The sequence below is a fragment of the Stenotrophomonas sp. HMWF023 genome (assembly GCF_003060985.1).
GTDB classification, from domain to species: domain Bacteria; phylum Pseudomonadota; class Gammaproteobacteria; order Xanthomonadales; family Xanthomonadaceae; genus Stenotrophomonas; species Stenotrophomonas lactitubi.
In genome coordinates this window covers 1-5,457 of sequence record NZ_QAIJ01000097.1, presented here as the reverse complement: position 1 = coordinate 5,457, position 5,457 = coordinate 1, and the positions used below count along the sequence as shown (strand labels likewise).

The following is a 5,457-nucleotide window of genomic DNA, read 5'->3' as shown; positions in this document are numbered from 1 at the left end:
CCATTACGCCGCCATGCCGATGCAGCACCGCCAGCAGCATGGCCAGGCGGTTCTGCTCCAGGCCCACCGCCACGCGGCGCGGATTGGACAGCGGCGAGGCGTCGACCAGCGCCTGCACTTCCACCAGCAGCGGCCGGGTACCCTCGCGGGTGACCATCACGCAGCTGCCCGGCTGGTGCGTGCTGGCACCGGAGAGGAAGATCGCCGACGGATTGGAGACTTCCTTCAGGCCCTTGTCGCCCATCGCGAACACGCCCAGCTCGTTGACCGCACCGAAGCGGTTCTTGAACGCGCGCAGCAGGCGGAAGCGGCTGCCGCTCTCGCCTTCGAAATACAGCACGGCATCGACCATGTGTTCCAGCACGCGCGGGCCAGCGATGCCGCCTTCCTTGGTCACATGGCCGACCAGGAACACCGCGGTTCCGGTTTCCTTGGCGAAGCGCACCAGCCGCGCAGCGCTCTCGCGCACCTGGCTGACCGAACCGGGCGCAGCGGTCAGCGTCTCGGTCCAGAGCGTTTGCACCGAATCGGCCACGATCAGCCGCGGCCCGCTCTTGCTGGCGTGCTGCAGGATGGATTCGACACCGGTCTCGGCCAACGCGTTGACGCCCTCCAGCGGCAGCTCCAGCCGGTGCGCACGACCGGCAACCTGGGCCAGTGATTCTTCACCGGTGACGTAGAGCACCGGCAGCACCGCGGCCATCTTGGCCACGGCCTGCAGCAGCAGGGTGGACTTGCCGATGCCCGGGTCGCCACCGACCAGCACCACCGCGCCTTCGACCAGGCCGCCACCGAGCACGCGGTCGAATTCACCGATGCCGGTGCTGACCCGGTTGTGCTCGGTCTGCGCCACGTCCTTCAGTGCGGTGATCTTCGGCGGGTCGATCTTGCCGGCCCAGCCGGCACGGCGCGAGGCGGGCGCCTTGGCCGCCGCAGCACTCTCAAGGACGATTTCCGACAGCGCGTTCCAGGCATTGCACTCGGTGCACTGGCCCTGCCACTTGCTGTATTCGGCGCCGCATTCATTGCAGACATACGCGGTGCGGGCTTTGGCCATCGGGAATTTCCTGCAGGGGCAACGAGCGTGGCAGGATAGCCGAGCCGGGTCGCAGCTGCTGCGACCACTCAAGTCCCACCCGCCGGTGCCGATAGCGGTGGCGGGCGTGCGCCTTGCGGGCGCCCCTCCCTTTTCCTCTGGATTCAACATGACTGGTAGTTACAGTCAGGGCCTGGTCGCCATCTCGCTGCTGGTGGCGATCCTGGCGTCGTATACCGCGCTCGACATGGCCGGCCGCCTGGCCACGGCCGAGGGCCGGGTCGCCCGCTGGTGGCTGGCCGGCGGTGCCGCCGCGATGGGCCTGGGCATCTGGTCGATGCACTTCATCGCGATGCTGGCGTTCGAGCTGCCGATTCCAGTCGGATACGACCTGGCGATCACCCTGTATTCGCTGGCCGTGTCGATCGGCGCGTCGGCCTATGCGCTGTGGCTGGTGTCACGACCCAGACTGCCGCTGCAGCGGCTGGCCGCCGGTGCGGTGCTGATGGGACTGGGTATCGCGGCCATGCACTACCTGGGCATGGCCGCGATGCGGATGCAACCCGGCATCGACTACCACCCCGGCTGGTTTGCCGCGTCGATCGCGGTGGCCATCGGCGCCGCCGGTGCAGCGCTGTGGATCGCCTTCCGGCTGCGCGTAGAGCAACGCAACACGGTGCGCCTGCGGCTACTGGCGTCGCTGGTGATGGGCCTGGCCATCGTCGGCATGCATTACACCGGCATGGCCGCCGCCCGTTTCCCGGCAGGCAGCGTCTGCGGCGCGGTCGGCAGCGGCGGCATCGATCCCCGCTGGCTGGCAGTGCTGGTGATCGTGACCACCCTGGCCACGCTGGGCATCGCCCTGGTTGCCTCGCTGTTCGACCGCCAGATGCGCGTGCGCACCGGTCTTCTGGCCGATTCCCTGGCGCACGCCAATGACAAGCTGATCCAGGCGGCACTGCACGATCCGCTGACCCAGCTGCCCAACCGCATGCTGCTGCAGGATCGGATCGAGCAGGCCATCGAGAAGGCGCAACGCCGCCAGCAGTCGGTGGCGGTGATGTTCTGCGACCTGGATGGTTTCAAGGCCGTCAACGATGCCTATGGCCACCAGCTGGGTGATCGCCTGCTGGTCGCGGTGGCCCAGCGCGTGGGGGCGCAGCTGCGGCCGCAGGACACCCTCGCCCGCCTCGGCGGCGACGAGTTCGTGATCGTGCTGGCCATCGATGCGCCTGACGATGCGGCGGTGGTCGCCGAGCGGGTGATCGCAGCGGCCAGCGAACCCTTCGTGCTGGATGCGGCGGAACTGCAGGTCACCGCCAGCCTGGGCATTGCCCTGTATCCGGACGATGCCAGCGACGAACGCGAGTTGATGGCACATGCCGATGCGGCGATGTACCACACCAAGGAAACCGGTCGGAACGGCTATACCTTCTTCATTCCCTCGATGCAGCTCAGTGCCAACCGCCAGCTGCGCCTGCTGCAGGACCTGCGCAAGGCGATCTCGCGCAACGAACTGCTGCTGCACTACCAGCCGAAATTCCCGGCGGCCGATGCGCCCGCCACCGGCGCCGAGGCGCTGCTGCGCTGGCAGCATCCGGAGCTGGGCCTGCTGGCTCCGGACGTGTTCATTCCCATCGCCGAGCGCAGCGGCCTGATCCTGCCGATCGGCGACTGGGTGCTGGACCAGGCCTGCGCGCAGCTGCGGGCCTGGCATGACGGCGGACACAGCGAATGGACGATGGCGGTGAACCTGTCGCCGCTGCAGTTCGCCTCGCCGGCCCTGCTGGACAGCGTGCGGTCGGTGCTGGAACGGCATCGCATCGACCCGGCGCGGCTGACCCTGGAGATCACTGAAACCACGGCGATGAAGGATGTCGAGGCCAGCCTGGCGATCCTCAACGATCTGACCGCGATGGGCGTGCACATCGCCATTGACGACTTCGGCACCGGCTATTCCAGCCTGCTGTACCTAAAGCGCATGCCGGCCACCGAGCTGAAGATCGACCGGGCGTTCGTGCATGACCTCGAACGCAATGACGAGGATGCGGCCATCGTGTCCTCGATCATCGCACTGGGCCGCACCCTGCAGCTGCAGGTGGTGGCCGAGGGCGTGGAGACCCAGGCGCAGCGGGATTACCTGAGTGAGCTGGGCTGCGACCAGCTGCAGGGCTATCACCTTGGACGGCCGATGGACGCCGAGGAGTTCCTGCGCAAGGTGGGTTGAGAGGCAACCGCATCCACGCATGGCGTGGATCTACTGGCTGCCGGCCAGCGGCCGGCACTACCGGACAACGGAAAAACAAAAAGGCCGCCCGGAGGCGGCCTTTCTGCGTGGCAACGTCGCGAAGACGTCAGTGCATCATGTGCACGTTCATGTTGTGCATCACCCACAGGGTGCCGACCACGATGATGCCGATCACCACCACGGTGAAGGCCGCAGCGTTGACGTTCCAGCGGCTCTCCGACGAGCGGTCCAGGTGCAGGAAGAACACCAGGTGGACCAGCATCTGCAGCACCGCGGTGATGGCGATCACCACACCGTTGACGGTGCGCGAGAAATCACCCGACATCACCATGTAGAACGGGATGACGGTCAGCACCACCGCCAGCACGAAGCCGATCAGGTACGACTTCACGGTGCCGTGGCTTTCGCCACCGGCGGCGTGGTCGTGTGCATGGTTGTCATGTGCCATTACAGCGCTCCATTGAGGTAGACGACGGAGAACACGCCGATCCAGATCAGGTCCAGGAAGTGCCAGAACAGGCTCAGGCACGCCATGCGGGTCTTGTTGGTCGGGGTCAGGCCGTACTTCTTCAGCTGCACGAACATCACCAGCAGCCACAGCAGGCCGGCGCTGACGTGCAGGCCGTGGGTGCCGACCAGGGCGAAGAACGCCGACAGGAAGGCACTGCGGTCCGGACCGTAACCCTGATGGATCAGGTGCTGGAACTCATAGACTTCCATGCACATGAAGCCGAAGCCCAGCAGCCAGGTGATGCCCAGCCACAGGAACATCTGACCGACCTGCTTGCGGTGCATGGCGATCATGCCCAGGCCGAAGGTCAGCGACGAGGTCAGCAGCAGCGCGGTTTCCCACGCCACGAACGGCAGCTCGAACAGGTCCTTCGCGCCGGGGCCACCATCGGTGCCGCCGGCCAGCACCACGTAGGTGGCAAACAGCGAGGCGAAGATGAGGCAGTCGCTCATCAGGTACACCCAGAAACCGAAGACGGTGTTGCCGCCGGTATCGTGGTGCTCGTGGTCGTCATGGCCATGGGCCGCCGCGTGTGCGGCGTGCCCGTGGTTCACGGTCGAGGTATTGGTGCTCATGCCTTCAGCTCCGACTTCACCAGGCCCTGGGCTTCCAGGTGCTTGCGGTGTTCGTTCTCGATGCGTTCCACCTCGGCAGCCGGGACCCAGTAGTCCACGTCCTGGTCGAAGGTGCGGTAGATGAACGTGGCGATCATGCCGACGAAGCCGATGATGGCCAGCCACCAGATGTGCCAGATCATCGCAAAGCCGAACACCATGCTGAAGGCGCCGATGACAACGCCGGTGCCGGTGTTGCGCGGCATATGGATGTCGGTGTACTTGGCCGGCTTCGGCCAGGCTTCACCACGCTGCTTGCGCTCCCAGAAATCGTCCAGCTCGGTGACTTCCGGCAAGGTGCCGAAGTTGTAGAAGGCCGGCGGCGAAGAGGTTTCCCACTCCAGCGTACGGGCATCCCACGGGTCGCCGGTCAGGTCGGCAGTCTTCTTGCGGTCGCGGATCGACACGGCCACCTGGATGATCTGGCACAGGATGCCGGCACCCACGATGAAGGCGCCAACCGCGGCCACCAGCAGGAACGGCTCGTAGGCCGGGTTGACGGTGCTCTGCAGACGACGGGTCATGCCCATGAAGCCCAGCACGTACATCGGCATGAAGGTCACATAGAAGCCGATGAACCAGCACCAGAACGCGCACTTGCCCCAGAACTCGTTGAGGCGGAAGCCGAACATCTTCGGCCACCAGTAGGTGATGCCGGCGAACATGCCGAACACCACGCCGCCGATGATGACGTTGTGGAAGTGGGCGATCAGGAACAGGCTGTTGTGCAGCACGAAGTCGATGGCCGGGATCGCCAGCATCACGCCGGTCATGCCGCCGATGGTGAAGGTGACCATGAAGCCGATGGTCCACAGCACGGGCGTGGTGAACTGCACGCGACCGCGGAACATGGTGAACAGCCAGTTGAAGATCTTCACGCCGGTGGGGATGGAGATGATCATCGTCGTGATGCCGAAGAAGGCATTGACGTTGGCACCCGAGCCCATGGTGAAGAAGTGGTGCAGCCACACGATGAACGACAGCACGCCGATGCAGGCGGTGGCGTAGACCATGCCCTTGTAACCGAACAGGGCCTTGCGCGAGAAGG

The 5,457-nt window shown here is 65.7% G+C and carries 4 protein-coding genes and 1 pseudogene; 1 reads left to right on the top strand and 4 read right to left on the bottom strand.

Annotated features, from left to right (window positions below):
- A pseudogene (radA, locus tag DBR20_RS04795) lies at positions 1-1,057 on the bottom strand (DNA repair protein RadA); the annotation flags it as partial.
- A 148-nt stretch (positions 1,058-1,205) separates the two neighbouring features.
- Here radA and DBR20_RS04790 point away from each other — a divergent pair.
- Positions 1,206-3,263: a bifunctional diguanylate cyclase/phosphodiesterase gene (locus DBR20_RS04790; protein WP_108265382.1), complete on the top strand. Its 2,058-nt coding sequence runs from the start codon at positions 1,206-1,208 to the stop codon at positions 3,261-3,263.
- A 127-nt stretch (positions 3,264-3,390) separates the two neighbouring features.
- Here the strand turns inward: DBR20_RS04790 and cyoD are convergent, their stop codons facing one another.
- From cyoD to DBR20_RS04775, 3 genes are all read right to left on the bottom strand, one after another.
- Positions 3,391-3,732, bottom strand: coding sequence for a cytochrome o ubiquinol oxidase subunit IV (gene cyoD / locus DBR20_RS04785; protein ID WP_025873831.1), 342 nt, complete (start codon positions 3,730-3,732; stop codon positions 3,391-3,393).
- On the bottom strand, positions 3,732-4,370 hold the full coding sequence (cyoC, locus tag DBR20_RS04780; RefSeq protein WP_099821051.1) for a cytochrome o ubiquinol oxidase subunit III: 639 nt from the start codon (positions 4,368-4,370) through the stop codon (positions 3,732-3,734). Before cyoC ends, cyoD begins: the two co-directional genes overlap by 1 nt.
- Positions 4,367-5,457, bottom strand: a 1,091-nt coding sequence (locus tag DBR20_RS04775) for a cbb3-type cytochrome c oxidase subunit I (protein ID WP_181393019.1), incomplete at its 5' end; no start/stop codon positions are given. The genes DBR20_RS04775 and cyoC, both read right to left, overlap by 4 nt.

Excerpts from the sequence above, each read along its gene's own strand:
- cyoD (WP_025873831.1), bottom strand. The coding sequence starts at position 3,732 with ATGGCACATGACAACCATGCACACGACCACGCCGCCGGTGGCGAAAGC.
- DBR20_RS04790 (WP_108265382.1), top strand. The coding sequence starts at position 1,206 with ATGACTGGTAGTTACAGTCAGGGCCTGGTCGCCATCTCGCTGCTGGTG.
- cyoC (WP_099821051.1), bottom strand. The coding sequence starts at position 4,370 with ATGAGCACCAATACCTCGACCGTGAACCACGGGCACGCCGCACACGCG.